This is a genomic window from Streptomyces sp. NPDC006463 (assembly GCF_042870715.1).
Classification (GTDB): domain Bacteria; phylum Actinomycetota; class Actinomycetes; order Streptomycetales; family Streptomycetaceae; genus Streptomyces.
This window is the reverse complement of sequence record NZ_JBIAHP010000012.1, coordinates 13,814-40,239: the sequence shown is the minus strand read 5'-3', so window position 1 is coordinate 40,239 and position 26,426 is coordinate 13,814. Positions and strand designations below refer to the sequence as shown.

General features: G+C 72.3%; 23 protein-coding genes. 14 read left to right on the top strand and 9 right to left on the bottom strand.

Annotated elements, in window-relative coordinates; genetic code table 11:
* Positions 1 to 162: 162 nt before the first annotated feature.
* The 3 genes from ACFYOB_RS22405 to ACFYOB_RS22395 all read right to left on the bottom strand — a co-directional run bounded on the left by ACFYOB_RS22405 (position 163) and on the right by ACFYOB_RS22395 (position 4,154).
* Positions 163 to 1,254: a hypothetical protein gene (locus ACFYOB_RS22405; protein ID WP_388562058.1), complete on the bottom strand. Its 1,092-nt coding sequence runs from the start codon at positions 1,252 to 1,254 to the stop codon at positions 163 to 165.
* Positions 1,251 to 2,855 (bottom strand): M48 family metallopeptidase, encoded by a 1,605-nt coding sequence (locus ACFYOB_RS22400; protein WP_388562056.1) that lies wholly within the window; start codon positions 2,853 to 2,855, stop codon positions 1,251 to 1,253. The genes ACFYOB_RS22405 and ACFYOB_RS22400 overlap by 4 nt, the downstream gene beginning before the upstream one ends.
* A gap of 192 nt (positions 2,856 to 3,047) precedes the next feature.
* Complete coding sequence (locus ACFYOB_RS22395) at positions 3,048 to 4,154, bottom strand: hypothetical protein (protein WP_388562054.1); 1,107 nt, start codon at positions 4,152 to 4,154, stop codon at positions 3,048 to 3,050.
* A 76-nt stretch (positions 4,155 to 4,230) separates the two neighbouring features.
* On the opposite strand from ACFYOB_RS22395, the gene ACFYOB_RS22390 reads away from it, so the two are divergent.
* Positions 4,231 to 5,388: a cystathionine gamma-synthase gene (locus ACFYOB_RS22390; protein WP_388562052.1), complete on the top strand. Its 1,158-nt coding sequence runs from the start codon at positions 4,231 to 4,233 to the stop codon at positions 5,386 to 5,388.
* A 93-nt stretch (positions 5,389 to 5,481) separates the two neighbouring features.
* On the opposite strand, the gene ACFYOB_RS22385 is transcribed toward ACFYOB_RS22390, so the two are convergent.
* From ACFYOB_RS22385 to ACFYOB_RS22375, 3 genes are all read right to left on the bottom strand, one after another.
* A complete protein-coding gene (locus ACFYOB_RS22385) occupies positions 5,482 to 5,736 on the bottom strand; it encodes a hypothetical protein (protein ID WP_388562050.1) in 255 nt (84 codons plus the stop codon).
* Positions 5,733 to 6,164 (bottom strand): sigma factor-like helix-turn-helix DNA-binding protein, encoded by a 432-nt coding sequence (locus ACFYOB_RS22380; protein ID WP_388562048.1) that lies wholly within the window; start codon positions 6,162 to 6,164, stop codon positions 5,733 to 5,735. The genes ACFYOB_RS22385 and ACFYOB_RS22380 overlap by 4 nt, the downstream gene beginning before the upstream one ends.
* A gap of 96 nt (positions 6,165 to 6,260) precedes the next feature.
* Complete coding sequence (locus tag ACFYOB_RS22375; protein ID WP_388562046.1) at positions 6,261 to 6,782, bottom strand: MarR family winged helix-turn-helix transcriptional regulator; 522 nt, start codon at positions 6,780 to 6,782, stop codon at positions 6,261 to 6,263.
* Positions 6,783 to 6,987: 205 nt separating this feature from the next.
* Here ACFYOB_RS22375 and ilvA point away from each other — a divergent pair, with 205 nt between their 5' ends.
* The 4 genes from ilvA (at position 6,988) to ACFYOB_RS22355 (ending at position 10,956) form a co-directional block, all read left to right on the top strand.
* Positions 6,988 to 8,220 (top strand): threonine ammonia-lyase, encoded by a 1,233-nt coding sequence (gene ilvA / locus ACFYOB_RS22370; protein ID WP_388562044.1) that lies wholly within the window; start codon positions 6,988 to 6,990, stop codon positions 8,218 to 8,220.
* A gap of 118 nt (positions 8,221 to 8,338) precedes the next feature.
* Positions 8,339 to 8,869 carry a hypothetical protein gene (locus ACFYOB_RS22365; protein ID WP_388562042.1) on the top strand — a complete coding sequence of 177 codons (531 nt, stop codon included), beginning with the start codon at positions 8,339 to 8,341 and terminating at the stop codon, positions 8,867 to 8,869.
* Between the two features lie 198 nt (positions 8,870 to 9,067).
* The gene (locus ACFYOB_RS22360) at positions 9,068 to 10,096 is read left to right on the top strand and encodes an ATP-binding cassette domain-containing protein (RefSeq protein WP_388562040.1); all 1,029 of its coding nucleotides are present in this window, start codon (positions 9,068 to 9,070) and stop codon (positions 10,094 to 10,096) included.
* On the top strand, positions 10,093 to 10,956 hold the full coding sequence (locus ACFYOB_RS22355; protein WP_388562038.1) for an ABC transporter permease: 864 nt from the start codon (positions 10,093 to 10,095) through the stop codon (positions 10,954 to 10,956). The genes ACFYOB_RS22360 and ACFYOB_RS22355 overlap by 4 nt, the downstream gene beginning before the upstream one ends.
* Before the next feature lie 79 nt (positions 10,957 to 11,035).
* On the opposite strand, the gene greA is transcribed toward ACFYOB_RS22355, so the two are convergent.
* Together greA and ACFYOB_RS22345 are read right to left on the bottom strand one after the other, a co-directional pair.
* Positions 11,036 to 11,533: a transcription elongation factor GreA gene (greA, locus tag ACFYOB_RS22350; protein ID WP_030009952.1), complete on the bottom strand. Its 498-nt coding sequence runs from the start codon at positions 11,531 to 11,533 to the stop codon at positions 11,036 to 11,038.
* 132 nt (positions 11,534 to 11,665) lie between these two features.
* Positions 11,666 to 12,082 carry a DUF4307 domain-containing protein gene (locus ACFYOB_RS22345; RefSeq protein WP_388562036.1) on the bottom strand — a complete coding sequence of 139 codons (417 nt, stop codon included), beginning with the start codon at positions 12,080 to 12,082 and terminating at the stop codon, positions 11,666 to 11,668.
* Positions 12,083 to 12,202: 120 nt separating this feature from the next.
* Here ACFYOB_RS22345 and mca point away from each other — a divergent pair, with 120 nt between their 5' ends.
* Positions 12,203 to 13,084, top strand: a complete 882-nt coding sequence (gene mca / locus ACFYOB_RS22340) for a mycothiol conjugate amidase Mca (RefSeq protein ID WP_388562034.1) — start codon at positions 12,203 to 12,205, stop codon at positions 13,082 to 13,084.
* A gap of 2 nt (positions 13,085 to 13,086) precedes the next feature.
* Positions 13,087 to 13,314 (top strand): hypothetical protein, encoded by a 228-nt coding sequence (locus ACFYOB_RS22335; RefSeq protein ID WP_388562032.1) that lies wholly within the window; start codon positions 13,087 to 13,089, stop codon positions 13,312 to 13,314.
* Positions 13,315 to 13,457: 143 nt separating this feature from the next.
* Here the strand turns inward: ACFYOB_RS22335 and ACFYOB_RS22330 are convergent, their stop codons facing one another.
* Positions 13,458 to 16,802 (bottom strand): tetratricopeptide repeat protein, encoded by a 3,345-nt coding sequence (locus tag ACFYOB_RS22330; RefSeq protein ID WP_388562030.1) that lies wholly within the window; start codon positions 16,800 to 16,802, stop codon positions 13,458 to 13,460.
* A gap of 155 nt (positions 16,803 to 16,957) precedes the next feature.
* On the opposite strand from ACFYOB_RS22330, the gene ACFYOB_RS22325 reads away from it, so the two are divergent.
* The 7 genes from ACFYOB_RS22325 to ACFYOB_RS22295 all read left to right on the top strand — a co-directional run bounded on the left by ACFYOB_RS22325 (position 16,958) and on the right by ACFYOB_RS22295 (position 26,411).
* The gene (locus tag ACFYOB_RS22325; protein ID WP_388562028.1) at positions 16,958 to 17,635 is read left to right on the top strand and encodes a hypothetical protein; all 678 of its coding nucleotides are present in this window, start codon (positions 16,958 to 16,960) and stop codon (positions 17,633 to 17,635) included.
* Entirely contained in the window at positions 17,632 to 18,390 is a 759-nt protein-coding gene (locus ACFYOB_RS22320; RefSeq protein WP_388562026.1) for a DUF4344 domain-containing metallopeptidase, read from the top strand. The genes ACFYOB_RS22325 and ACFYOB_RS22320 overlap by 4 nt, the downstream gene beginning before the upstream one ends.
* A gap of 62 nt (positions 18,391 to 18,452) precedes the next feature.
* Positions 18,453 to 19,760 (top strand): recombinase family protein, encoded by a 1,308-nt coding sequence (locus ACFYOB_RS22315; protein WP_388562024.1) that lies wholly within the window; start codon positions 18,453 to 18,455, stop codon positions 19,758 to 19,760.
* A gap of 47 nt (positions 19,761 to 19,807) precedes the next feature.
* A complete protein-coding gene (locus ACFYOB_RS22310; protein ID WP_388562022.1) occupies positions 19,808 to 21,862 on the top strand; it encodes a thioredoxin domain-containing protein in 2,055 nt (684 codons plus the stop codon).
* A 245-nt stretch (positions 21,863 to 22,107) separates the two neighbouring features.
* Positions 22,108 to 23,496: a glycosyltransferase gene (locus ACFYOB_RS22305; RefSeq protein WP_388562020.1), complete on the top strand. Its 1,389-nt coding sequence runs from the start codon at positions 22,108 to 22,110 to the stop codon at positions 23,494 to 23,496.
* The gene (locus tag ACFYOB_RS22300) at positions 23,493 to 25,223 is read left to right on the top strand and encodes a phospholipid carrier-dependent glycosyltransferase (RefSeq protein ID WP_388562018.1); all 1,731 of its coding nucleotides are present in this window, start codon (positions 23,493 to 23,495) and stop codon (positions 25,221 to 25,223) included. The genes ACFYOB_RS22305 and ACFYOB_RS22300 overlap by 4 nt, the downstream gene beginning before the upstream one ends.
* A 6-nt stretch (positions 25,224 to 25,229) precedes the next feature.
* Complete coding sequence (locus tag ACFYOB_RS22295; protein ID WP_388562016.1) at positions 25,230 to 26,411, top strand: glycosyltransferase; 1,182 nt, start codon at positions 25,230 to 25,232, stop codon at positions 26,409 to 26,411.
* Positions 26,412 to 26,426: the final 15 nt, after the last annotated feature.

Below are 26,426 nucleotides of genomic sequence, written 5' to 3'. Positions count from 1 at the left end.
CGGGGGGGGGGCCGCCCCCCCGGGGGGGGGGGGGGGCCGGGGGGCGGGGGGGCCCCCGGGGGGGGGCCCCCCCCCGGCCCCCCCCCCCCGGGGGGGGGGGGGGGCCGGGCCCCCCCCCCCCCCCCCCCACGTCAGACTTCCGTCATATCTCCGTCACGCGGCTCACGCGTTCCGCGTCACCTGGCGCACGCAGTAGTCCCGCGCCTGCAGGTAGCGGGCCTTGCTGTCCGCCACGTACGTCCACGGGGTCGCGCCGATGAAGCCGTCGATCGCCCGGAACTGCTCCAGCGCCTCCGGACAGCGCTCCTGCCAGTACAGGACCCATGCCAGCATGTGCCGCAGCCGTCCCGCCCGCAGGTCGTCGGGGCGTGCCGCCGCCAGGTCGGCCAGCGCCGCGTCCGCGGCTGCGACGACCTCCGGCCGGTTGTAGAAGACCTGCGGGTCCGCTTCCTGGTCGGACATCTCCTCCTCCAGGTACGCGTACAGCGGCAGCAGCGACAGCAGGTCGCCCGGGGCGCCCGCGGCCGCCGACTCCCGGGCGAACGCCCGGGCCTCCTCGTGCGAGCCGCGCCACTTGCGGCACCAGTACTGCAGGGCGCCCACATGCGCCGACAGCACCCTCGGGTCGCGCTTGACGATCTGCGCCCACAGCTCCCGGTACTGCTCGTGCGAGTACCCCAGCGCCATGCCGATGGGCTGTTCCACCATGTACGGGACCGGGTCCGCCGGGTCCGCGACGCGCTGCGCCTCGTGGGCGGCCTCCTGGGCCTGCGCGATGAGCTGGTGGAAGACGCGGAACTGCTCCTGCGTGGTGTGCCGCGCGCTCAGCGACCCGCGCACGTTCCACGCCACCTGCACCGCGGTGTCCGCGTGCACGACCGCGGCCGTCGGGTCCTGTGGCCGGGCCGCCCGCCAGGCGAGCAGCCAGCCGTCCTCCTCGGCGGCCCGCTCGGACAGCACCTGGACGCGCCGGATGCGCTCGTCCCAGTCCTGTCCGGCCTCGTCCAGCCAGGCCGCGGCCGGCTGCCAGTCACCGGCCCGGACGGCGGCCAGGGCGGCCGTCTGCCCGGGGGACACCGGGAAACGGTTCTCCGTGTCCAGCTGGGAGGCGGGTACGAAGCCCATCTCGATCGCGGCGCGGACGTCGGCCCCGCTGCGGCCGCGCCCCTGCGCCTTGCGGTCCTGGCGGACCTTGCGCAGGAACTTGTACGCGCCGCCCAGCAGGATGACGCTCAGGATGATCAGGCCGATCACGGGGCGAGCACCAGCTTTCGCAGGGAATCGGTGTCGGGCTGGTCCGCGACGGCCGCGTCCAGGGCCAGGCCGAGCTGGTCCTCGAACCCGTCGGACGGGTAGCGCAGGGTCGCCGAGTCGGACCACGACAGCTGCCAGCGGGCGGCGTCGCGCGCCGTGAGCTCGGCGGTGACCAGCTGGTCGAGGGCGCGCCGGACGACCGGGCGGGCGAACTCGCGCGCCGCGCGGCCCGTGGCGGCCGCCGCCTGCTCGGACTTCGGCAGGCGGTCGGCGATCCGCCAGCGCACGGCCGGGTCGGCGTCGATCGCGTCCAGCAGGGCGGCCAGCTCCGGGCCCGCGCCCTCGGCGGTGATGGCCTCGCGGACCTCCGCCGCGCCCTGGCCGACGTACAGGGTCATCGACTCGTGGACCAGGTCCTCCCAGTCCACCCGCTTGAGGGCGAGGGCCTGCGGCGTGAGCACGGCCTGCTCCAGAGCGGCCAGCGAGGCCTCGGGGGAGGCGAGGAGCTCCAGTGCGGGGCGGGCGGCCTGGCCGGAGCGGCCGTCGTCGGGCAGCGCCTCGATGCGGGCCACGCGTTCGGCGAGCGCGGGGTGGGAGTCGTACGGGGAGGTGGGCTCGGTGGACAGCTCGCGGCGCAGCTCGTCCAGGTCGGCGGAGCGGGCCGCGAGGAGGTTGCGCAGGCCGCCGAAGACCTGGCCGGGGCGGGGCAGCAGGCCGGCGCCGACGCCGAGGGTGGCGTACGAGCTCATGTAGAAGTTGTTCGCCGAGTCGAGGGCGTTCAGCTCGCGCAGCGCGGACGCGGCGGATTCGCGGCCCGCGACCGCGACCGAGGCGAGGTCGGCGGCGAGCTCCTGGCGGCGGGATGCGGTGAGGGTGGCGCGCATGTAGAAGTTGCCGTACGCCGTGTAGATCTTGGCCATGCCGCGGTACGTCGCACCCAGGCCCGGGGTGTCGACCATCGTCGCCCTCCTGCCCTTGGCGATCCGCTTGGCGGCATGCTTCTCCTGCCTCTCGCGTTCCTTGGCGACCTTCGCGGCGGAGCGCTCGTGGAAGTGGGCGATGGTGCGGATCAGTTGGGCGCGGCCGCGGGCGATCAGCGGGGTGAGACGGGTGTCGAAGTTGGCGTAGTGGCCCATCTCGTGGGCGAGCACGGCGCGCAGCTGCATCTCGTCCATGCCCATCATCAGCGGCAGGCCGATATAGAGGCGACGGGTGCCGGGCCGCATGCCCAGCAGCGAGGAATCCTCGCTGACGGCCGCGTTCACCTCCTCGATCAGCACGATCTCGTCGGGCGCGCGGGTGCCGACCTGCCGGGCGACGTCGCGCACGGCCTCCCACAGCGCGGGCTCCTGGGCCTCGGTGACGGTGACGGTGACGCCGGCCGACGGCTCGCCCTTGGGGGTGCGAAGCATGAACATGCCGCGGACGACCGGGATCGCGAGGACGACGGAGACGATGACGACCTTGTAGACGATCGGGCCGTGCAGCCAGGTGAAGACGGCGTAGTCGGCGCCCACGAGGGCGGCCAGCAGGACGACACCGAGCAGGTAGAAGCCTGCGAGCAGGCCGAGAGCGCGCGCAGCGCGCAGTGAAGCGCCCATATGGAACAGATCCCCCCACGGGATGAAAGCGGTGCGGTGGAACGAGGCCGGAGACGGCCGCCACCGCCGCATCATGCGGCCCTGTGGTCACTTACGGCAACCTTATAGGCCGGTGATTTCCGCTGGTGAGGGGTGCCGGTGCGGCTGGGGGAGGGCCCGGGGGCGGGGGTGGGATCCCCCGCCCGCGCCCCGTCAGTTCGGCAGCGTCGCCGGGGAGCCGCCGTTCGCCTCGTACCCCGCCACCGCAAGCGCCCGGTACACCGCGTACTGCGCTGCCGGGTCCTGCGACGCCGACCACGGCAGGGCGCCCACGTAGCCGTCCACGTGCCGCACCTGCTCCATCGCCTCCGCCCAGCGCTCCATGTTGACCAGGAACAGCAGCAGCAGGTGCCGTACGTGCGCCAGCATCGGGTCGTCCTGCCGCGCCGTGTGCACCGCGTACAGCGCGCCCTCCACCGCCCGCGTCACCGCGGCGCTCTGGTAGAAGCTCCCCACCAGCACCACGTCCGGCAGGTTCTCGTACAGCGAGAACAGCGGCAGCGCCGCCAGCAGCGAGCCCTGCGGGGCACGCGCCGCGGCCGCGTGCGCGAACGCGTCGGCCTTCTCCCGCGAGCCGTGCCACTTCCCGCACAGGTAGTGCAGGGCCGCGAGGTGCGCGCCCATGTGCGCCGGGGCCCGGTCGATCACGTTCGCCCACAGTGCGTCGAACTCCGCCTCCGGGTAGGCGAGGCCCCGTGCGATCGCCAGCTCCGTGATGTACGGAACCGGGTCGCCGGGCGCCAGCAGCGCCGCCCTGCGGCAGGCCTCCCGCGCCTCCTCCAGGATGATGCGGTGGTCCTCGGAACCGACCCCGCCCGAGTGCCGCCACGCCTGCTGCACCAGCAGCTCCGCGTGCACCTGCGCGCCGCCCGCGTCCTCGTCCGCCTCCAGCCGCCACGCCTTCAGCCACTGCGCGCCCACACCGGGCTGCTGCACCAGCTCCAGCGCCGCCGCGCCGCCGAAGGCCTGCACGCGCTGCCAGCGCAGCTCGCCCTCGACCGGGGTCCCGGCGAGCAGCTGCGAGGCCGCCTGCCACTGGCCGGTGCGGCGCACGTTGTCGAGGGCGTCCATCAGATCCCGGTCGGGCCCGGGAACGCGGATGTCCAGGTCCTCCTGCCGGTCGAATCCGTAGTTCGCGGGGTCGGCGGCGTCGGGGCTGCCCGGAGCGACCAGGCGGATCCCGCCGCGCCTGCGCCGTATGTACGGGCTGAGCACGAACACGATCATGAGCATCGCGAACACGAACCACAGAATCTCCATGCCTCCAAGCGAACCAGACCGGGTGGGCAGCAGGCCAATAGGGATGCGGACCCCGGGCGGGGCTTAGGCTCTGCCCATGAGCGATGACAGCCATGAGCACCAGAGCTTCGAGACCCGCGCGATCCACGCGGGCAACACGGCGGACCCGCTGACCGGCGCGGTCGTACCCCCGATCTACCAGGTGTCCACGTACAAGCAGGACGGCGTCGGCGGACTGCGCGGCGGTTACGAGTACAGCCGCAGCGCGAACCCGACCCGCACCGCGCTGGAGGAGAACCTCGCGGCGCTGGAGGGCGGCCGGCGCGGGCTCGCCTTCGCGTCCGGGCTCGCCGCCGAGGACTGCCTGCTGCGTACGCTGCTCGCCCCGGGCGACCACGTGGTCATCCCGAACGACGCGTACGGCGGCACCTTCCGCCTCTTCGCGAAGGTCGTCTCCCGGTGGGGCGTGGAGTGGTCGGTCGCCGACACCTCCGACCCGGACTCCGTACGCGCCGCCCTCACCCCGAAGACCAAGGTCATCTGGGTCGAGACCCCTTCCAACCCGCTGCTCGGCATCACCGACATCGCGGTCGTCGCCGACATCGCGCGGTCGGCCGGCGCCAAGCTGGTCGTGGACAACACCTTTGCCTCGCCCTACCTCCAGCAGCCCCTCGCGCTCGGCGCGGACGTGGTCGTGCACTCGCTGACCAAGTACATGGGCGGCCACTCCGACGTGGTCGGCGGCGCGCTGATCACCGGTGACGCGGCGCTGGGCGAGGAGCTGGCCTACCACCAGAACGCCATGGGCGCGGTGGCCGGGCCCTTCGACTCGTGGATCGTGCTGCGCGGCATCAAGACCCTCGCAGTCCGCATGGACCGGCACGCGGAGAACGCGACCAAGGTCGCCGAGATGCTGACCCGCCACCCCAAGGTCACCCAGGTCCTCTACCCGGGCCTGCCGGAGCACCCGGGCCACGACATCGCGGCCAAGCAGATGCGCAACTTCGGCGGGATGATCTCCTTCCGGGTCACCGGCGGCGAGGAGGCGGCGGTCGAGGTCTGCAACCGCGCCAAGCTCTTCACCCTGGGCGAGTCCCTCGGCGGCGTCGAGTCCCTTATCGAACACCCGGGCCGCATGACGCACGCGTCGGTGGCGGGCTCGGCCCTGGAGGTCCCGGCGGACCTGGTCCGCCTGTCGGTGGGCATCGAGAACGCCGACGACCTCCTGGCGGACCTGACCCAGGCCCTGGGCTAGGCCCCGCACCCCCGCCGGGCCCCGCCCGGGCCCGGCGGGGGCGTGCCGACGTTGCCGGGGCGGACCCCCGGCAGCGCGGCGCCGCAGCAGCGGCTACCAGCCCTCCAGCGGAGGCGAGACGCCCGCCGGCGGTGTGGCCCAGGGGTGGGTCAGGGAGGCCCAGACGGTGAAGGCCACCGCCGCCGCGAAGAGCACCGCCCAGCCGAACCGGCGGAGCACCCGGCGGCGGCGCAGCATGCGGTCGCCGCGGGCCGCCGCGCCCGCCGCCAGCCCGGCTGGAACCACCGGGTACGGGCTCTCCATGAGTCGCCTGACCTGGTCCTGCTTGTGGTCAGCGGTGCCGCTCACGCCGCCTCCCGGGAGCGCAGCGCCACCACGGCCCGGCTGCACAGCACCCGTACCCGGTCGACCGACAGCCCCAGCTGCGCGGCCGTGACCTCCTCCGCGACGCCCTCGTAGATCCGCAGGACGAGGACGAGCCGCTCCAGCGGGCTCAGCCGGGCCAGTACGCCGGCCCCGCCGTGGTGCCGCCAGCCGGTGCGGGCGAAGGCGGCGCACAGATCCTGGCGGGTGAAGTCGTACGGATCGTCCCCGCGCAGGCGCCGCCAGTTCGCGTACGTGCGGGCCAGCGCCCCCGCCAGCAGCCGGCGGGCGGCCTCCGGCTCACCGGTCAGCAGCAGCGCGACATGGAGCAGCCGCCCCGCCGCGCCCGCGACGAATGCCTCGAACTCCGCGTAGGGGTCCGCCCGTTGGTCAACCGCCCGCATAGCCCACATAGTGCGGGCAGCGGGACCACCCTGGTCAAGAGGTCGGACGCAGGCGCCTCACGGCCGCCCCGCAGCCCCGGCTCAGGACGCCGGAACCGTCCCGGCTCAGGACGCCGGACCGGCCTCGGCGACGGCCGCCATCAGATCCGACAGCGACAGGTTGAAACGCGTCAGCAGATGCGTGAAGGACTCGCGCTCCTGTTCGTTCCAGCCCTCCGTCACGCGTGCCATCAGCTCGCGCCGCGACGAGCGGACCTCCTCCAGCCGCGCCAGCCCCCGCGGGGACAGCGCGAGCACCACGGCCCGCCCGTCCTCGGGGTGCGAGGTCCGCTTGACCAGACCGCTGTCGACGAGCGGCGCGACCTGCCGGGTGACCGTGGACGAGTCGATGCCCATGCCGCAGGCGAGCGCCTTGACGCCCATCGGCCCCTCCAGGTCGAGCCGGTTCAGCAGCAGGTAGGCGGCGCGGTCCATCGAGTTGCGGGCCTGGCCGACACCACCCAGGCGGGTCTGCTCGGCACGGCGGGCGAAAACCGCCACCTGGTGCTGGAGCGCGTCGAGGAGACCGGCTCCGGCGGGCGCTTCGGCCGCCACGGGCAGGTCGGAATTGGCCGGGGAGGAAGGCATGGCCGTGGGCTCTCTTCGCGTGGGTCCGACAAGGATGGGGGACAGAGTACGCGGCCGTGCGGCGGCTCGTACGCCTCGTACGAGAACTCGTGCGGCCCGTCCGCGGGGCTGTCACACTGCTGTCCCGGATGGCGAGATTTCGCCCCTGCTCCCACCCCTGTCCGCGTGCTGCGCCGAGGCGTGCGCGGGCTGCGAGACTTGCGGCATGAACTACCGCGTGCCCCAGCCCGTCCCACAGGTCATGCTCGACGACGTCCGGGGGGCTCAGAAGATGCTCTCCGGCGTCTCACGGGTCACCGCGATGGAAGGCAGCCGGCACCTTTCCGCGCTCACCGGCTCCCCGGTGCACTTCAAGTGCGAGAACCTCCAGCGCACCGGATCCTTCAAACTGCGCGGTGCGTACGTGCGCATCGCCGGCCTGCGCCCCGAGCAGCGGGCGGCTGGCGTCGTCGCGGCCAGCGCGGGCAACCACGCGCAGGGCGTGGCGCTGGCCTCCTCCCTCCTCGGGGTCCGCTCCACGGTGTTCATGCCCTTCGGGGCGCCGCTACCCAAGGTGGCCGCGACCCAGGAGTACGGCGCCGACGTGCGCATGCACGGACAGGTCGTCGACGAGACCCTCGCCGCCGCCCAGGACTACGCGGACCGCACGGGGGCGGTGTTCATCCACCCCTTCGACCACCACGACGTCATCGCGGGCCAGGGCACGGTGGGCCTGGAGATCCTGGAGCAGTGCCCCGAGGTGCGCACGATCCTCGTCGGCATCGGCGGCGGCGGGCTCGCGGCCGGCATCGCGGTCGCGGTGAAGGCGCTGCGCCCGGACGTCCGGGTCGTCGGCGTCCAGGCCGCCGGCGCGGCCGCGTACCCGCCCTCGCTCAAGGTCGGGCACCCGGTGTCGATCGACAACCCGAACACCATGGCGGACGGCATCAAGGTCGGCCGCCCCGGCGACATCCCCTTCAGGATCATCGGCGAGCTCCTCGACGACGTGCGCACGGTCTCCGAGGACGCCCTGTCCAGCGCCCTGCTGCTGTGCCTGGAACGGGCCAAGCTGGTCGTCGAGCCGGCCGGGTGCAGCCCCGTCGCCGCCCTGCTCAGCGAGCCCGAACTGTACGGCGGGGGCCCGGTGGTGGCCGTCCTGTCCGGCGGCAACATCGACCCGCTGCTGCTCCAGCGGATCCTGCGCCACGGCATGGCGGCGGCCGGCCGCTACCTGTCGCTGCGGCTGCGGGTGGCCGACCGGCCGGGAGCTCTGGCCGGGCTGCTGGGCGTGCTGTCCGTGGTGGACGCGAACGTGCTGGACGTGAGCCACGTACGGACCGACCCGCGGCTCGGGCTCACCGAGGTGGAGGTGGAGCTGCACCTGGAGACGAAGGGCCCCGAGCACTGCACGGAGGTCGCCAGGTCGCTGCACAGCGCCGGTTACAAAGTGATGAGCTAAGGGATTCACCCCTAGGCCCCGCCGCCCTCATACCTGATACTCGTGGGCAGAACGAGGCAGATTCGAGGCGGGTATGTGAAAGTTCCCGCCTTGTTCACATGGGGTGGGAGTCTCAACGGTGCACACAAGCGTCAGACCGCAGACAGCGGCCGTCATCGCTCTGGCCGCGTCGGCGGCCCTCGCCCTGGCCGGGTGCACGTCCGCCTCCGAGACCGCCGGTCCCGCCGCGGCACCGGCGGCCGCCTCCACGGCCGCGGCGTCGCCGCCCCCGAAGGCCACGCCCAAGAGCACGGGCGCGCCGCTCACCCGCGACGCCGTGGACGGAGAGGTCCGGGCGGCGCTGCGTACGGCGGGGCTCGACCCCGCGAAGGGCAAGGCCACCTCGGAGACGACCGGCAGGAAGAATCCGAGCCAGGTCGACTGGACCGCCGTCGTCACCACCCAGCAGGCGGAGTTCGCCCTGCCCAGGATCGGGGAGCAGCTGCAGCACCTCGGCTGGCAGCCGCACCCGGTCGGCACCGCGACCCTCAGCTACGAGAAGACCGACTGGGTCCTGCTGGTGGGCAGTGTGAAGCAGGCGGACGGCGTCGCTCTGCGTCAGAACGAGAGCCTGCTCACGGTGAACGTCACGTACCTCGGCACGGGCTGACCGGGCGGGGGCTGACCGGGCGGGGGCCGGCCGGGAGGAGCCGCACCCGGGAAAATGCCCGTGCGGTACGCGATATGACGCGTTAGCGTGGTCTCACCCGTTCGGCCGACGGGCGAGGTCTGCCCGCCGACCATGGGCTTCGCCCAGGGAAGCCGAGGGAACGATCCTGCTGGCCCGATCCAGACTGGGAGAATCCATATGCCAGGCGCCATCTATGCCGAAGGCCTGGTCAAGACCTTCGGTGATGTACGGGCTCTGGACGGCGTGGACCTCGATGTCCCCGAAGGCACCGTCCTGGGTCTGCTCGGCCCCAACGGCGCGGGCAAGACCACGACCGTACGCGTCCTGACCACCCTCCTGCGGCCCGACAGCGGCAAGGCCGTCGTCGCCGGCATCGACGTACTCAAACACCCCAACGAAGTCCGCCGCGCCATCGGCCTGTCCGGCCAGTTCGCCGCCGTCGACGAATACCTCACCGGGCGCGAGAACCTCCAGATGGTCGGCCAGCTCTACCAGATGAGGGCCAAGGCGGCGAAGGCCCGGGCCGACGAACTCCTGGAGCGCTTCAACCTCGCCGACGCCGCCGACCGTACGGCCAAGACGTACTCCGGCGGCATGCGCAGGCGCCTGGACCTCGCGGCCGCCCTCGTCGTCAGCCCGCCCGTGATGTTCATGGACGAGCCGACCACCGGCCTCGACCCCCGCAACCGCCAGCAGCTGTGGGGGATCATCCAGGAACTGGTCGCGGGCGGCACCACCTTGCTGCTCACCACCCAGTACCTGGAGGAGGCCGACCACCTCGCCCACGACATCTGCGTGGTGGACCACGGCAAGGTCATCGCCCGCGGCACCTCCGACCAGCTCAAGGCCCGTACGGGCGGCGAGCGCGTGGAGGTCGTCGTCCACGAGCGCGAGCACATCGCCACCGCGCGCGAGGTGCTCGCCGGCTTCGGCAAGGGCCAGACCACGGTCGAGGAACACACCCGCAAGCTCACCGTGCCGGTGTCGGGCGGCGCCAAGCTGCTCGCCGAGGTCATCCGCGAACTGGACGGCCGGGGCATCGAGATCGACGACATCGGGCTGCGCCGTCCCACCCTCGACGACGTGTTCATATCCCTGACCGGCCACGCGGCCGAGCTGACGGCCGACGAGAACGGCGACGGCCCGGCCGCCGCCCCCACCGAAGCCAAGGGCCGCAAGGCGGCGCGCAAGGAGGCGGCGAAGTGAGCACCACCTCTCCGACCCGGATCCCCGACCTCGCGTCACCCCGCCCGCGCGGCGGCCTCGTCCAGGGCGTCAACGACTCCCTGGTGATCGCCAAGCGGAACCTGATCCGCATGTCCCGCATCCCCGAGATGATCATCTTCGGTGTGATCCAGCCGGTCATGTTCGTCGTGCTCTTCAGCTACGTCTTCGGCGGCTCCATCAGCGTCGGCGGCAGCACCTCGCCCGCCGCCTACCGCGAGTTCCTGATGGCCGGCATCTTCGCCCAGACCGTGACCTTCGCCACCGCCGGAGCGGGCGCGGGCATCGCGGACGACATGCACAAGGGCCTGATCGACCGTTTCCGCTCGCTGCCCATGGCCCGCGGCGCGGTCCTCACCGGCCGCACCCTCGCCGACCTCGTCCAGACCTCGCTCACCCTCGTCGTCCTCGCGATCGTGGCCGTGCTCGTCGGCTGGCGCACCCACACCAACATCGGCGAGGTGCTCGCGGGCTTCGGCCTGCTGCTCCTGCTCGGCTACGCCTTCTCCTGGATCGGCGCCCTGATCGGCCTGTCGGTGCGCACCCCGGAAGCGGCCACCTCGGGCGGACTGATCTGGCTGTTCCCGCTGACGTTCATCTCGAACGCCTTCGTCCCCTCCGAGAACATGCCGGCCTTCCTGCAGACCATCGCGGAGTGGAACCCCTTCAGCGCCACCGTCCAGGCGTGCCGCGTGCTCTTCGGCAACCTCCCGGAGGGCTACCCGGTCCCGGACGCCTGGCCGATGCAGAACCCGGTGCTGGCGTCCGTGCTCTGGTCGCTGCTGATCATCACGGTCTTCCGGACCCTGGCTGTCCGCAAGTACCGCTCGGCGACCGCGTAGGCCCGTACGCACCCCCTGCACGCACCGATGCCCGGCCGGGAGGACCCGGCCGGGCATCGATGTGACGAAAGAAGGGTGATCAGCCGGTGAAGGGCTTGACGTCGAGGATCTTGACGGAGGCCTTCTTGCCGTTCGGCAGCTCGTACTCCGCGTCCTCGCCGATCGCCTTGCCCAGCACGCCGCTGCCCAGCGGGGACTGGGGCGAGTACGTCTCGAAGTCCGAGGACGCGTACTCGCGGGAGGCCAGCAGGAACTCCATGGTGTCGTCCTCGTCGCCGTCAAAGGCGATCTTGACGAGTGTGCCGGGCGCCACCACGCCGTCGGACGCGGGCGCGGTCCCGACCTTGGCATTCTCCAGGAGCTGCGTCAGCTGGCGCACACGGAGCTCCTGCTTGCCCTGCTCCTCCTTGGCCGCGTGGTAACCGCCGTTCTCGCGCAGGTCGCCCTCTTCGCGGGCGGCTGCGATCTTCGTGGCGATCTCCGTGCGGGCGGGACCAGAGAGGTAGTCCAGCTCCGCCTTCAGCTGGTCGTACGCCGCCTGGGTCAGCCAGGTGACGCTTTCGCTCGTCTGGGTCACGGGTGCTCCTCGTCGGTACAGGGGACTACATAGCCGCCAGCGGCGGACGAAACCACGAGCCTAACAATTCGGGAAGAAAAGGGGGAGGACCCACGTGCCGGTTTGCCCGCCGTCCGTGTCACGACCAGGCACTCAGCGCGTCGCGGACCCCGCCTGCTGGCAGCCGACCAGTTCGATCATCGTGGCGCGGCCGGTGGTCTTCAGCGACACGAGCTCGTCCACGCGCGCCTCGGGCTGCGCGAAGGTGAAGTCGGCGCGACCCACCTCGTTGTGCTGCTCGTCCTGCGAGCTGAGCGTGCAGACCCCGGTGACCGAAGCGTCCTTGCGGATCTCCAGGTGCGCCTTCACCTCTGTGTCCGAGACCACCTGGAACTTGATCACCTCGGCGCTCACGCTCTGCCCCGAGACGTAATCCCAGCCGATCCAGCCGATCACACCCAGTAGCAGGGCACCGAGCGCCGCCCCGACGATCTTGAGCTTCCGGTCCGCACGCTCGTCCGCCGACCGGCCGTAACGGCCCTCGGGCAGCCCTCCGCGCACCGTGCTCATCGATCGTTCCTTCCGGCAGGGCGGGGCCGGGCCTTCATAGGCCCACCCCCGGAATTTTCCGTCCCCCGATTCGGTCACTATAGAAGTCGACCGTCACGCCGAAACGCAGAGGATCCCGTCTTGACCGAGCAGCTTCGACTGATGGCCGTCCACGCCCACCCCGACGACGAGTCGAGCAAAGGCGCGGCCACCATGGCCAAGTACGTCTCCGAGGGCGTGCCCGTTCTGGTCGTGACCTGCACCGGCGGCGAGCGCGGCTCGATCCTGAACCCCAAGCTCCAGGGCGACAAGTACATCGAGGACAACATCCACGAGGTGCGCCGCAAGGAGATGGACGAGGCCCGCGAAATCCTGGGCGTGCAGCAGGAGTGGCTCGGCTACATCGACTCCGGCCTGCCCGAGGGCGACCCGCTGCCCCCGCTGCCCCAGGGCTGCTTCGCGCTGGAGGACGTGGACGAGGCGGCCGGCCGCCTGGTGAAGAAGATCCGCGCCTTCAAGCCGCACGTCGTCACCACGTACGACGAGAACGGCGGCTACCCGCACCCCGACCACATCATGACCCACAAGATCTCGATGGTCGCCTTCGACGGCGCGGCCGACACCGAGAAGTACCCGGAGGCCGAGTTCGGCCCGGCGTACCAGCCGCAGAAGCTCTACTACAACCAGGGCTTCAACAAGCCGCGCACCGTCGCCCTGCACGAGGCGCTGCTCTCGCGCGGCCTGGATTCCCCGTACGGGGAGTGGCTGGAGCGGTGGAAGGAGTTCGAGCGCACCGAGCGGACCCTGACCACCCACGTGCCCTGCGCGGACTTCTTCGAGATCCGTGACAAGGCGCTCGTCGCGCACGCCACGCAGATCGACCCGGACGGCGGCTGGTTCCGCGTCCCGATGGAGATCCAGAGGGAGGTCTGGCCCACGGAGGAGTACGAGCTCGCGAAGTCGCTCGTCGACACTTCCCTCCCCGAGTCCGACCTCTTCGCGGGCATCCGGGAGAATGCGTAGCTATGAGCGCTACGCAGGCAGCACTGACCCAGCTCCTCCCGCTGGCGGGTGACACCTTCGACAAGAACAAGGTGACGCCCGGCATCCTGGGCTTCATCGTGTTCGCGGCCCTCGCCCTCGGCGTGTGGGGCCTGATGAAGTCGATGAGCCGCCACATGGGCCGGGTGGACTTCGAGGAGGCCCCCGAGCCCGGCGCCGCGGCCCCCGCCCCGGACCGGACGGCCGGCTGACGGATCCGCCGAGCGCCGGCTGACCGGATCCGCCAAGCGCGGCCGACCGGAGCGGTCGAGCGGCGCTGACCGGATCCGCCGAGCGGCGCCGACATCCGCCGCGTGACCGCCCCCGCCCGACCGGCCGGGGCGGTATCCGCGCGTCACACGGTCGTCGCCGGGGCCTGGGGCGGCAGCGGAACGCCCATGATCTCCCGCGAATGCAGGTTCGGGACCAGGCCCAGCCGCCACGCCTGCCAGCCCTCCGCCGGGTCCACCCCGCGGCCCAGGATCACCCCGTACGACTCCAGGCAGTCCTCCAGCCGCCCGTCCCGCGCCGGATGCGGCGCCGCCGTCAGCCGGGCCAGCTCCGCCCGGGCCTCCTCCGGCGCCCCCGGGACCGTCAGGTCCGCCAGGTCTGCGTACGGCAGCAGCGTGCACCGCAGGAAGCGCGCCCAGTCCTCCCCGCGCCGGTCCCCGTAGGAGATGAACAGCCGCACCGCCTCCTCGCACAGGTCCAGCGCCTGCGAGATCTTGGCGTTGCCCGCGTCCACCACCGCCAGCTCCAGACAGGTCCACGCCTCGCCGTGCGCCAGCCCGATCCGCCGGAAATCCGCCCGCGCGTCCACCAGCAGCTGACGCGCGAAGCCCGAGTTCTTCAGGTTCCCCGTCTGCGCCGCCCGCTGGTCCCGCGTCACCCGGCCCGAGTGGTGCCGGGCGTGCGCCAGGCCGTACACGTCCCGCATCCGCGAGAACATCGTCCGGGCCCGCTCCAGCTCCCGTACCGCCTGATCGCGCTCGCCGCCCTCCTCCAGCGCCTGCCCCAGGTAGTACAGCGTCCACGCCTCGCCCCGCGCGTCCTCCGCCTCACGGTGCCGGGCCAGCGCCTCGCGCAGCCGCTCCAGCGCCGGCCCCGGATCCCCGTCCACCACCCGGGCCCGGCCCAGCTGCGTCAGCGCCCACGCCTCACCGCGGTCGTCACGCGTACGCCCGTACAGGTCCAGCGCCTCCCGCAGCTCGGCCTCCGCCCGCCCCACGTCGCCGACCCGCAGGTAGACCTGGCCCAGCTGGAAGTGCGCCCACGCCTCGCCGTGCATGCTCTCGCTCTCCCGGTGGAGGGCGAGGGACTGCTCCAGCAGCGTCATCGCCTCCCCCAGATGCGCCAGGTCCCGTTCCACCGCGGCCAGCGCGTGCAGGCCCCACGCACGGTCGCCCGCCAGCTCCGGCGGCTCCTGGAGCACCAGCGCCTCACGGATGCGGGCCGCGGCCTCCGGGAGATTGCCCTGGTGGTGCAAGGTGATGCCGAGGGACACGAGCGCCATCGCCGCCCCCGCCTCCTGATGGGCCTCCATGTACTGGTCCACCACCGAGGTCAGCGTGGTGCGGGCCTTGTCCAGCTCGCCCAGCTGGCGCGCCGCGATACCGGTACGCCACTGCACCGACCGCACCAGCCGCCCCTGCTGCCCGCCGACTCCGCCCGACTGCCCCGCCGCCGACGCCACCGCCTGCGTCAGCTCGTCGATCTCACCGAGCCGGTACAGGTCCCCGCGCAGCAGGCAGAAGTCGCACAGCGCCCCCAGCAGGTCCAGTACCGCCTGCTGGTCCACCCCCTCCGAATGCCGCAGCGCCGCCGTGATGAAGCTCGACTCGTCGTCCAGCCAGCGCAGCGCCGCGTCCAGCGAGGTGAAGCCGTGATTGCCGAAGTGGTTCGCCCGCGTCGACATCTTCCCGTCGACCATCCGGATCACCGAGTCCGCGAGCTGCGCGTAATTGCGGACCAGCCGCTCGTGCGCCGCCGAGGACCGGTCCCGGTCCTCCTCCGCGGCCAGCCGGGCCGCTGCGTACGCGCGCACCGCGTCGTGCATCCGGAACCGCTGCCCGCGCACCCGCTCGATCAGCCCGGCCTCCCACAGCTCCTCCAGCGTGCGCAGCGCCGCCTGTTCGGTTACGTCGGCCAGCGCGGCCGCGGCCGCGCCGCCCAGGGAGGCCCGCCCGGCCAGGGGCAGCCGCCGCAGCAGCAGCCGGGCGGGCTCGGCGAGGCGGGCGTCGGCGGCCCGCAGGGCGCGCTCGACCGGGTGGCCGTCGACGGGATCCGGGGCGAGGCCGGGGTCCGAGGGGCCGGGACCTGACGGGCCGGGGTCCGAGAGGCCGGGGTCCGAGAGGCCCGCCCGGGCCAGCGGGGCCAGCATCCGCAGCGCCAGCGGCAGTCCGCCGCTCACCTCCACCACGGCGGCCAGGGCCTTGTCCGCCTGGGCCCGGGCGTCGGCGTCCGTCTCCGCCGCGGCCGCGGCCGTACCCGGTGCGACCGCCCGGACCAGCTCCACCGCCTCCGCCTCCGCCAGCCGCTCCACCGGCAGCTGGTGCACCCACGCCGCCAGATCCGCGGGCAGCTCCAGCGGCTCCCGCGCCGTCACCAGCACCAGGCTCTCGGACCGCTCGGGCACCAGCAGCCGGACCTGCGCCGCATCCACCGCGTCATCGAGGACCACCGTCACCGGCAGCCCCTGCAAGTGCTGGTGGTACAGCTCGCCCAGCCGCCGCACCTGCTGATCCGCCGAAGCCCCCTCACGGAACAACAGCTGTTCGCGCGGCGCACCCAGCCGGTTCAGCAGGTGCAGCAGCGCCTCCCGCGTCGACAGCGGGGCGCCCGGGTCGCCGCCCCGCAGATCCACCACGCACGCGCCGCGGAACTGGTCCCGCAGCCCGTGCGCCGCCCGCAGCGCCAGCGCCGTCCGGCCCACCCCCGGTTCGCCGTGCAGCACCACGACCACCGGGCGGGTCTCCGTGCTGGCCCGGGCCGCCTGCACCCACTGCGCGATCCGCGTCAACTCCGCCCGCCGACCCGCGAACGGCCCGGCCGGATCGGGGAGCTGCCCGAAGGACTGCTCCAGCACGCTGCGCCGCCGCGCCTCCGCACTGCGGTCCGTCCCGCGCAGCGGCGGCGTGCCCGTCCGGGCAGCCGGCCGGGGCGCCCGCGCCGCCGCGGCCACCGCTCGCTGCTGCTCCAGGAACGGCCGTATGCCGCGCACCTCCAGCGCCGACAGCCACTGCAGCCTCAGCTGTTCCGGCCCGCCCGGCCGACCACGCTCACCGGCCCGCCGGTTCGCCGCCGGCAGGTGCAGCGCCGTCACCTTCGCCACCGTCGCGACCGCCCCCGCGACGCCCGCGACGGCCCCCGCGGTCAGGGCCGTACCGGCCGCGACGCCGAGCGACAGGTCCGCCCCGACGGCCGCGGCCGCCGCAACCGCCGTGACGAGTAAGGCGGTTGACGTGTTTCCGCGCCGGAAGGCCTCACCGAGCGACTGCTCGCCGGCCGCCGCCTCGTCCAGGGCCGTTACGTACGCCTCGTACTCCGGAGCCGCACTCGCCGCGAGCGAGTCCAGCGCCTCCCGGGCGCGGGCCAGCAGCGCCGCCTTGTCGACCGGTGTGCCCGCCGCGCTCCGCCGGCCCTCCTCGTCCACGGCCCGCTCCAACAGCCGCTCGGCCTCACCGCGATGGCTGTCCCGCATCGGCATCCCCCTCAGAGAGCTCCGGCAACGTGCCACAAGTGTCCGTCGGGACGCTCACGAGCGCGAGGGAATCTGAGCTAGTTAAGAGGGAGTTGGTGACCGCGACCGTCCTATAGTCATCCACGTTGATCCAACTCGTATAAAAAGGAGACCTGGTGACGGTACGGGAGATCCGCACGGCCGCACGGCTCATAGGCCGGCGCAACGCGCTGCGCTACCTGGCCATCGGCGTGGGGGCCTCGGTGCTCGCCGCCTGCACCGGCGAAGGCAAGGACAAGTCCGCGTCACCTGCCACCACTTCGTCCGACACCACCGCCCCCGGCGCGTCCACCCCCACCCCCTCCGCCTCGGCGTCCCCCTCCCCATCGACGGCCCCCACTCTCACTCCCACCCCTGCCCCCACGGTGGCCGGCCGCGCCTTCGACGCCTTCATCAAGGGCTCCTGGACCATCGAATCGACCACCCCCGGCGGTCGCACGGGGCGCGGCAAAGCCACGGTCAACGCGGACGGCGGCGGCAACGGCGGCTGGTCCATCGAATGGGAGGGCGCCGCAGGCACCTGGCACGGCGGCTTCCTGCTGCGCGGCGGCCACCTCGTGCTGGACGTCTACGAGGCCCCCAAGGGCGTCCAGCGCCTGACCGGCGGCGAGGCGCTCACCGTCCCCGCGACGGTCGGCGAGACCGTGTCCCTCACCTTTCCGTGGAAGCCCCCGGGCCACGCGAACGCGAACGACGGCCAGAAGCTGTCCGTCGAATACGAGAAGAACACCCTCCGCATCCGCCACATCGAGACCAGCGGCAGCACCACCACGCACGTCTGCACCCGGGCATGACCGCCGTACGGCGCCTGGCCGCGGCCCTGTGCTGCGCGGCCGTGCTGATGCCGGGCCTGGCCGGGTGCGAACAGGCCCTGCCCGCCCGGGGATTCGTACCGCGCTACGAGAAGCCGGTGGAGGGCGACCTCGACGCCGCCCGGTTCCTGAAGCAGCGGAAGCTCGCCGAGACGGTGGCCGCCGACCTCAACGCGTACGTCGCCGTCCCGTACCGGGTCACCGTCCTCGCCCGCTCCTGCACGGGCGAGGGCACGGGCTACGACCCGGAGAAGCTCCGCATCGAGCTCTGCTACGACGACCTGGCGGAGGACCGCGAGCTCTTCGAGGACGCGGACCACCGGCCGGCGGACGAGCCGCTCGCCGAGGTCGTCCGCGAGACGCTCTACCACGAGGCCGGCCACGCCCTCGTGGACGCGCTCGACCTGCCCGTCCGCGGCGACGACCGCGCCGAGGAGGACGCCGCCGACCGCTTCGCCCAGCTGATGCTCCTGCGCGGCCACCCGGAGGGCGAGCAGACCCTCCTGACCGCCGCCCGCGCCTACGACCTCGCAGCGGCGGCCGGCCCCGCCCCCGACCCCACCGACGAGCACGCCCCGGACGCCGCCCGCGCGGAATCCCACCGCTGCGCGGTCTACGGCGCCGCCCCCGCCCGCCACCAGGACCTCGCCACCCCGGCCCGCGCGGCCTGCCCCACCACCTGGACCCAGACCCGCGACGCCTGGCTGAAGGACCTGGCACCCCTGCTCAGGGCGTAACCCGACTGTCCGTTCGTGAGTTATGGCGAGCATCGCAACAATTCACGAAGGGGAAACGCGCCATGGGCCGGATACCGGTCGCCTCGTACGCCCGCACGTCACAGGATTCACCGCAACGCGACGCGCGTGGCGTCCGCCAGCAGCACCGCATCAACGAACGCACGGCCCGCGAACACGGCTGCGTCGTCGTGTCGACCTACACCGACAACGCGCGCAGCGCCACCAGGGACGACCGGGAACGCCCGGCCTTCGACCACCTGCTCGCCGACCTCCACCGGGGCCATGCCTTCACGGCCGGACCACTCCGCGGCGTCGTCGCCGTTGCCGATGACCGCCTCTACCGCAGGCCCGAGGACTTCATCCGGTTCATGGCGGCGCTCACTTCGGCGCCCGGCCGCGTGTTCGTCGCCCGGGACGGGCTCCGTGATCCGTACAGCAAGGCCGGTCTCCTGCACGGCATCGAATCGCTCCAGGGGGCCGTCGCCGAGGGGCAGGTGCGCAGTCGCCGCGTGCAGGACTGGCACTGGTCGAGGGCCATGGACGGACTGCCGCACAGCGGGCCCCGGCCCTTCGGCTGGCAAGAGGACCGACAGACCCTGCACCCGGTTGAGTCGGAGCTCGTGCGCAAGGCGGTCGAGCACCGCATCGCCGGTGGTTCCATTGGACAGGTGGCGCGAGAGTGGGTGGCACTGGGCGTCACGGGAACGCGCGGCGGCCGCCCGAATCCGCAGACGGTCACGCAGATCATCACGGCTCCGAGGGTGTGCGGCTTCCGTGCCAACCGGGGCGAGCTGCTGATCGATCCGGAGACCGGGACACCATTGGTCGGCGCATGGCAGGCCATCGTTACGCCAGAGCAGTGGAGGGCTGCATGCGCAACGTTCTCCGCGGGGAACCTGTACATGCACCGGGGCCCGCTCAGCCCGCGACTGACCGACCGCAAGGCCGCCCCGAAGTATCTCGCCAGCGGATTCCTGCGCTGTGGGGCAGGGACTGCGGGTGGCGGTAGGTGTGATCAGCTCATGGGCGGTGGCAAGAGCACCAGTCGCAAGAGCCCGTACAGCTACGTCTGCGTCTCGGGTCGTGGCTGCGGGCGATGTGCCATCAGCGGTCCCCTCGTAGAGAACGCCATCGAGCGGCTGCTCTTCCCGGGCGACGGACAGGGTCGGGTCCGGCTGCCGGAGCCGATGCGCTTGCGGTGGCAGTCGGAAGAGATGGGATTCGAGGAGAAGCGGAAGGTGATCGCCTCCGTTTTCACCCACCTCGTGATCACACCAGGGAGGAAGGGCTGCGGCGCCTGGGACTACACCCGTGTGGTCCCGGTATGGAAGTGGGCTGATCGCAGAAAGGCAGCCGAACCGGCGGCCTGATGGCCTCGTCATGAGCCGCGTACCAGGTGGTGCGGCAGGATGGGAGTATGCCGAACCGCCTCGCGAACGAGACCTCGCCGTACCTGCTCCAGCACGCCGACAACCCCGTCGACTGGTGGCCGTGGTCGCCCGAGGCCTTCGCGGAGGCGAGGGAGCGGGGCGTCCCTGTACTACTGAGCGTTGGTTACTCTTCGTGCCATTGGTGCCATGTCTTGAGCATCGAAAGCTTTGAAGATGAACTGACCGCCGCCTACATGAACGAGCACTTCGTCAACATCAAGGTGGACCGCGAGGAGCGGCCCGACGTTGACGCCGTCTACATGGAGGCCGTGCAGGCCGCCACCGGGCAGGGCGGGTGGCCCATGACCGTGTTCCTCACCCCGGATGCCGAGCCGTTCTACTTCGGGACCTACTTCCCGCCCGAGCCGCGGCACGGCATGCCCTCCTTCATGCAGGTCCTCGAAGGCGTGCGGACCGCATGGGTGGGGCGGCCCGAGGAGGTCACCGAGGTCGCGCAGCGGATCGTACGGGACCTGGCCGGACGGCAGTTGGACTACGGGAAGGCCGGCACCCCCGGGCCCGAGGAGCTGGCGGGGGCGCTGCTCGGGCTGACGCGGGACTACGACGCCACGCGCGGCGGGTTCGGCGGGGCGCCGAAGTTCCCGCCGTCCATGGTGCTGGAGTTCCTGCTGCGCCACCACGCGCGTACCGGGGCCGAAGGGGCGCTGCAGATGGCCGCCGACACCTGTGAGGCCATGGCCCGCGGCGGGATCTACGACCAGCTCGGCGGCGGGTTCGCACGGTACTCCGTGGACCGGGAGTGGGTCGTGCCGCACTTCGAGAAGATGCTGTACGACAACGCCCTGCTCTGCCGGGTCTACGCGCACCTGTGGCGGGCCACCGGCTCGGATCTCGCCCGCCGGGTCGCCCTGGAGACCGCCGACTTCATGGTCCGGGAACTGCGGACCGACCAGGGCGGCTTCGCCTCCGCCCTCGACGCGGACAGCGAAGACCCGCTCAGCGGCGAGCACGTGGAGGGGGCGTACTACGCCTGGACGCCCGCTCAGTTGAGGGAGGTCCTGGGAGGGGACGACGGGGATCTGGCCGTCGCGTACTTCGGGGTGACGGAGGAGGGGACCTTCGAGCACGGGAAGTCCGTCCTCCAGTTGCCCCAGGACGGGCCGGCGGCGGACGCCGAGCGGATCGCCTCGATCCGGGCGCGGCTGTTCGCCGAGCGGGAGACGCGGCCCGCGCCCGGGCGCGACGACAAGGTCGTGGCCGCGTGGAACGGGCTCGCCATCGCCGCGCTCGCGGAGTGCGGGGCGTACTTCGAGCGTCCCGACCTGACCGAGCGGGCCACCGAGGCCGCCGATCTGCTGGTGCGCGTGCACATGGACGGACGGGCCCGGCTGGCCAGGACGAGCAAGGACGGCCACGTGGGGGCCAACGCGGGGGTGCTGGAGGACTACGGCGATGTGGCGGAGGGGTTCCTGGCACTGGCCGCCGTCACCGGTGAGGGGGTCTGGCTGGAGTTCGCCGGGTTCCTCGTCGACCTGGTCCTGGACCAGTTCACCGCGCAGGACGGTTCGCTCTACGACACCGCGCACGACGCCGAAGCGCTGATCAGGCGGCCCCAGGACCCCACCGACACGGCGGCGCCGTCCGGGTGGACGGCCGCGGCCGGGGCGTTGCTGTCGTATGCCGCGCACACCGGTTCGCAGGCCCACCGCACGGCGGCCGAGAAGGCGCTCGGGGTGGTGCACGCCCTCGGGCCGCGTGCCCCGCGCTTCATCGGGCACGGGCTGGCGGTCGCCGAGGCGCTGCTGGACGGGCCGCGCGAGGTGGCGGTCGTGGGTCACCTGGAGGATCCGGCCCGGGCGGCGCTGCACCGGACGGCGTTGCTGGGGACGGCTCCTGGGGCCGTGGTGGCGACCGGGATGCCGCGTTCGGCGGACGGTGGTGGGGGTGAGTTCCCCCTGCTGGCCGAGCGCACACTTGTACACGACCTTCCGACGGCGTACGTGTGTCGACATTTCGTCTGCGCGCGGCCTACGACGGATCCGGTCGAGCTGGCGGAGCAGTTGGGCACGGTTCGCCCCTGAAGTAACCGGAGTACCGTCAATTCCGGTTGCTCTCATATGAGTTCAGAAACGTGGTTTTTATCTGAAGTGCTCGTGGGTGTCATGTTCACTGTCTAATCTCGTGGTGTCATTCGGGAGTCACCGGGGCGGCGCACTGGGGGGTGCGCACGGGGGGAAGTTGGGGGGCGGCGGGCCGGGGGGCCTGCCGTGAGCCTCCGGGGTTTGACGATCGCCGCCTGGGGTTGCGGCATGTCTGGGGGGACAATTTGTACACCTCTGTGTTCATTTCTGTGATTTCGCTTGCGCTCTTCGGGATTGCCGCCTTCACGCTCTGGTGGCAGATGCACGCCTGGCGGACGCCCGAGGTGCTCGCCTCCACCCGCTTCGACCGCCCCGACGGGGGCGGCCGGCTGGCCTTCTCCCTGCTGCTTCCGGCCCGGCACGAGCAGGCGGTGCTGGAGCACACCATCGACCGGCTCCTGGAGTCGACCCACACCGACTACGAGATCATCGTGATCGTCGGCCACGACGACCCGGAGACCGCCGCGGTCGCGGAGCGGGCCGCCGCCCGGGAGCCGGCCAGGGTCCGGGTGGTCGTCGACCACCACGAGACCAAGAACAAGCCGAAGGCTCTCAACACCGCTCTCCCGTCCTGCCGGGGCGACATCGTCGGGGTCTTCGACGCCGAGGACCAGGTCCACCCCGAGCTGCTCTCCCACGTCGACCACGCCTTCCGCTCCACCGGCGCCGACGTGGTCCAGGGCGGGGTCCAGCTGATCAACTTCCACTCCAGCTGGTACAGCCTGCGCAACTGCCTGGAGTACTTCTTCTGGTTCCGCTCCCGGCTGCACCTGCACGCCGAGAAGGGCTTCATCCCGCTCGGCGGCAACACCGTCTTCGTGCGCACCGAGGTGCTGCGCGAGGCCGGCGGCTGGGACCCGAACTGCCTCGCCGAGGACTGCGACCTGGGCGTGCGGCTCTCGTCGGTCGGCAAGAAGGTGGTCGTCGCGTACGACTCCGACATGGTCACCCGCGAGGAGACACCGGGCTCGCTGCTGAGCCTGCTCAAGCAGCGCACCCGCTGGAACCAGGGCTTCCTCCAGGTGTACCGGAAGAAGGACTGGCAGCAGCTGCCCGGCCGCGGCCAGCGCTGGCTGGCCCGCTACACGCTGATGACGCCCTTCATGCAGGCCGCGTCCGGGGTGATCATCCCGCTCAACTTCGCCGTCGCGGTCTTCCTCGACGTACCGGTCGGCATCGCGATCATCACCTTCCTCCCCATGATCACGGCGATGGTGACGTTCGTCTTCGAGATCGTCGGCCTGCACGACTTCGGCAGGCAGTACGGACTGCCCGTCCGCTTCTCGCACTACGTCAAGCTCGTCGTCGGCGGCCCGTTCTACCAGGTGTTGCTCGCCGGCGCCGCGATCCGCGCGGTCTGGCGCGAGCAGCGCGGCCAGAGCGAGTGGGAACTGACCAGCCACACCGGCGCCCACCTCGGCGAGGCGACGGCCGCCGCCACGGCGTCCGCCTCGGCCCTGGCCTCCGCCTCCGCCGCCTCTGCCTCTGCCTCCGCCGTGCCCACGTACAGCGCGTCCACCTCGCCCGCCGCGCACTCCGCGCACTCCGCGCTCCGAGAGGACAGTCACCGGTGACCGCCACCCTGCCCACGGCCACTGATCCCCACCCCGCCGCGACCGCCATCGCCGCCGCCACCGCGACAGAGCCCCGCGTCCCCGCCCAGCGGGAGGGCCGCGGCGGGCTCGGAGTCGAGCCGCCCGCGCCCGCCCGTCCGCTCGTGCGCTTCCGCTCCTCCCGCCCCGACCTGCTGCTCTGCGGGGTCCTGCTGCTCGTGATCGTCCTCGTCCAGGGCTGGAACATCACCGACTTCCCGACCCTCAGCGACGACGAGGGCACCTACCTTGCCCAGGCGTGGGCCGTCCAGCAGGGCGACGGCCTCGCCCACTACACGTACTGGTACGACCACCCGCCGCTCGGCTGGATCCAGGTCGCGGGCCTGACGTACCTCCCCTCCCTCTTCGTACCCGACTCGATGACCGTCGCGACGATGCGGTTCTCGATGCTCGTCGTCTCCGCCGCCAGCTCGGTGCTGATCTACGTCCTGGCGCGCCGGCTGTGGCTGCCGCGCTGGGCCGCCGGGCTCGCGATGGGCCTCTTCGGGCTCTCCCCGCTCTCCGTCGTGCTCCAGCGCGAGATCTTCCTCGACAACCTCGCGGTGATGTGGATCCTGCTCGCCTTCTGCCTCGCCGCGTCGCCCAGCCGCCACCTGTGGCACCACTTCGGGTCCGGGCTGGCGGCCGCCACCGCAGTCCTGACCAAGGAGACGATGCTGGTGGTGCTTCCGGCGCTGCTGGTGACGATGTGGCGCCACAGCCACCGCGACACCCGCAAGTTCGCCGTCACCGGAGCCATCACCGCCTGCGTGCTCATAGGGCTGGCCTATCCGCTGTACGCCCTGCTCAACGGCGAGTTGCTGCCCGGCTCCGGCCACGTCTCGCTCATCGACGGCATCACCTACCAGATGGGCCGCGAGGGCTCCGGCTTCATCCTCGACGCCGGCTCCGGCTCGAACGGCGTCTTCCGCTCCTGGCTCTACTACGACACGGTCCTGCCGCTCGGCGGGCTGGCCGGCGCCGTCCTGCTGCTGGCCACCCTGCGCTGGTCGGTCACCGCCCGCGCGCTCGCCGGTCCCGCGCTCGCCGCCGTCATCCTCGCCGTCGTCGCGCTGCGGCCCTCCGGCTACCTCCCGGCGATGTACGTGATCCAGGCGCTGCCGTTCCTGGCCCTCGTCCTCGCGGGCGGCGCGGCCAGCGTCACGCACGCCGTGCTGCGCCGCCGCCGGGCCCCGGGGGAGCGCAGGCGGCTGGTGTACGCGCGCTGGGCGCTGCTCGGCGTACTCGCCGCGTGCGCCGCGGTGTACGTCCTGCCGCGCTGGTACGACGGCAACCGCACCGCGCTCACGGTCGACGCGAACGCCCCGTACCGGCAGGCCGCGGCCTGGCTCGGCAGCGAGGTGGACGATCCGGCGCGCACCCGGGTGCTGCTGGACGACGCGCTGTGGCTGGACGCCGTGCACCGCGGCTACGAGCCCGGGCTCGGCGCGATCTGGTTCTACAAGGCCGACCTCGACCCCGCCGTCACCAAGACGCTGCCGCACGGCTGGCGGGACATCGACTACGTCGTGTCCTCGCCGACGGTGCGCCGCGACGCGGTGAACCTGCCGAACGTGAAGGCCGCGCTGGAGCATTCGACGGCGGTCGCCGTCTTCGGCTCGGGCGAGGACCGCATAGAGATCCGCCGGACCGACCGCGCCGACGCCGGCAACCGCACCGACGGCGCCGGCCCGCAGAGTGGGAGCTGAGCCGCCATGAGCGAGGACCTGTGGTCCCTCCATGCCCCGATCGATTCGGACCTCACCGCCGCGCAGACGGTCACCGGCAGCGTCACCCTCATCATTCCGACCTTCAACGAGTCCGGAAACATCGACGAGTTGCTGCGCCGGCTCGGTGACGCGCTGCCCGAGCACCTGCCGTGCCGGGTGCTGTTCGTGGACGACTCCACGGACGACACCCCGGCCGTCATCGAGAAGGCCGCGGTGGAGTACCCCTTCCCGGTGGCCGTCCTGCACCGTGAGAGCGCCGACGGCGGCCTCGGCGGCGCGGTCGTCGAGGGGGTGCGGCGGGCGGACACCGACTGGATCGTCGTCATGGACGCCGACCTCCAGCATCCGCCCCACCTGGTGCCCGAGCTCGTAGGCGAGGGGATGCGCACCGGCGCCGACCTCGTCGTCGCCTCCCGCTACATCAGCGGCGGCAGCCGGGCCGGACTCGCCGGCAGCTACCGCATCGCCGTCTCGCGCGGCGCGACCTGGCTCACCAAGGGGCTCTTCCCGCGCGCCCTGCGCGGGATCAGTGACCCGATGAGCGGCTTCTTCGCCATGCGCCGCTCGGTGGTCACCGCGGACGCCCTGAAGCCGCTGGGCTACAAGATCCTGCTGGAGCTGGCGGTGCGCTGCCGGCCGGCGAAGGTCGCCGAAGTGCCCTTCGTCTTCCAGGACCGCTTCTCGGGCGAGTCCAAGTCCACCGCCCGCGAGGGCATGCGCTTCCTCGCCCACCTCGCCTCGCTGCGATCTGCTACCCCCCTGGCCCGGATGGTCGGCTTCGGCCTGATCGGGCTCTCCGGCTTCGTCCCGAACCTGGCCGCGCTCTGGCTGCTCACGCACGCCGGGATGCACTACCTGCCGGCGGAGATCGTCGCCAACCAGGCCGGGGTGCTGTGGAACTTCGTCCTCATCGAGGTCCTGCTCTTCCGGGACCGCCGCCACCGCCACTGGGCGGACCGGGTGGGCCGTTTCGTGCTGCTCGCCAATGCCGATCTGCTGCTGCGGATCCCGCTGATCGCGGTGTTCGTCGCCAAGCTCGGCATGTCGGTGCTGCCCGCCACCGCCCTCGCGCTGGTCACCACCTTCGTCCTTCGGTACGCGGCCACCGAGGCCCTTGTCTACCTGCCGCGCAGCTCGCGCAAGGCGGGGCGTCACACCAGGAGTTGAGCCGCACAGAAGGGA